Here is a 1,783-nt window from a genome sequence, read left to right as displayed (position 1 = left end):
ATAAAGGAGTTTAAAGCCCCCTGATTTTAACCGATTTTATAGCATTATCAAAAAAAACAGTGAGAGACAGAATTTTTTTCTGATGTTCTCACTGTTTTCATTTTTTTGGATTTTAAAATCTCCTATTTTTTCAGCGGCCTCGAAAACACCTTCTTTAAGCTGCTTTGGTCAAAATGCGAACCAACGGTAAAGCCTTGGCCGGACAATTGGTAACACCCAAATGACGATCCGGTTTTGTCGTTCCGTGATAATCGCTTCCACAGGAGATAAACGCTTTATACTTCTGAGCGATTCGAATGGCAGAAGCCATTGTTTCTTCACGAATATCCGGACTGAAGCATTCGATACCATCCATACCTAAACGCATGATTTCCTCAATCAGATCATCACTGATGGAATCCAGATGCCAGCTTGCCAAAATCGCAATACCTCCGGCTTCATGAATAGCTTGAATGATCTCTTTAGCTGCCGGATAGGTACAATGCACGTAACAAGGACCATTCTTACCAAATACATCCTTGCGAAAACGACGCATTGCTTCTTTTGGTTCATAAGCATCCACGTATTTTTTTACCAACGGCATTGAACGCACCTGCGCATTATTAAACACCATGTTTGTGATATCCGTTGGAGTAATCGTCTGAAATCTTGAATTCTCCATAATGGATCTTGTATCGATCTTTACCTTTGCCAGTTTTTCAAAACGCTGTACACGTTCGATCGACATCTTCTTTTCCCGCATCAAGGATTCTCTTTCCAGATCGTCAAAAATTTCATGAGACCAGTCGATGTAGTATCCCAAAATACGAATTCGGGTACTGCGATATTGTGCATCAATTTCCACACCCGGTATATACTGTATGCCATAAAGTGGTGCGAATCGACTGGCAGCCGCATTGGCTCTGGCACAGTTATGATCGGTGATCGATATTGTTTCCATGCCAAGCTGTTTGGCTTCTTTAAAGATTTCTTCGACATCATTCGATGCATCATCGCTATAATTTGAGCGAATATGTAAATCAATTGGTGTTACATCAGCTTTGATTTCTTCTTTTACTTCCTGTTCAAAACGAATATTGGTGATCGGTTCACGTACGGTAACGGTATTAAAGAACAGATCGACCAACGTCTGTTGACAAGGCGTCAATAAAGCTACCAGACCATTGACAAGCCACCATAATACGATACCAAAAGTCTGGAAGAAGAATCCGAAAACCATCAGTGGAATTCCAAAGCCGATCATCTGTCGAAAGATGACTTTTAAAGCCGATGCTTCTTCTTTGTTTTTCTTTACCAGCTTTAAATCGGTAAAGACATATCCGATCGACTGCCCTTTACAGCGGGCCGAAAATATCGGCAACAATAACACGCTGACAACAAACAACAAGGCATACATGATATAAAACAAAAGATCAAAGAAATTAGGTGGAATCAATCCACAAAGAATCAATAAAAACTCAATGACCCATATATATACCGGCAACAGGCATACATTGACATCCATTAAAAAGGCAAAAAAATGTGCCTGATAGTCTTCTAAATTACGCCTTAAATATTTGGCATGACGATATCCGCCGGAACGATACAGCTGTGATTTTTTCTGAAAATAGGCTGTTGTCAGATCTTTTAAACTATACTCTTTGATGACCATGGTTCTATCACAAACCTTTCTGTCTTTTATTATACAAAAATTCTCTATACAAAGAAAGGCAGAAAAAAAGATCGCTTAGGCGATCTCAGCTTGTTGACAAACTCGACAGGCTCTATATATTTAGATACCCGT

The 1,783-nt window shown here is 39.5% G+C and carries 1 protein-coding gene; it reads right to left on the bottom strand.

Translation table 11 applies throughout. The features are described from left to right. Positions 1-154: 154 nt before the first annotated feature. A complete protein-coding gene (locus tag U0M88_RS06405; protein WP_321035325.1) occupies positions 155-1,651 on the bottom strand; it encodes a PHP domain-containing protein in 1,497 nt (498 codons plus the stop codon). Positions 1,652-1,783: the final 132 nt, after the last annotated feature.

The sequence above is a fragment of the Faecalicoccus sp. genome (genome assembly GCF_036552745.1).
In the GTDB taxonomy this organism is placed as follows: Bacteria; Bacillota_I; Bacilli_A; order Erysipelotrichales; family Erysipelotrichaceae; genus Faecalicoccus.
The sequence above is the reverse complement of the archived record's forward strand: the minus strand, read 5'-3'. Positions and strand labels throughout refer to the sequence as shown.

Excerpts from the sequence above, each read along its gene's own strand:
- U0M88_RS06405 (WP_321035325.1), bottom strand. The coding sequence starts at position 1,651 with ATGGTCATCAAAGAGTATAGTTTAAAAGATCTGACAACAGCCTATTTT.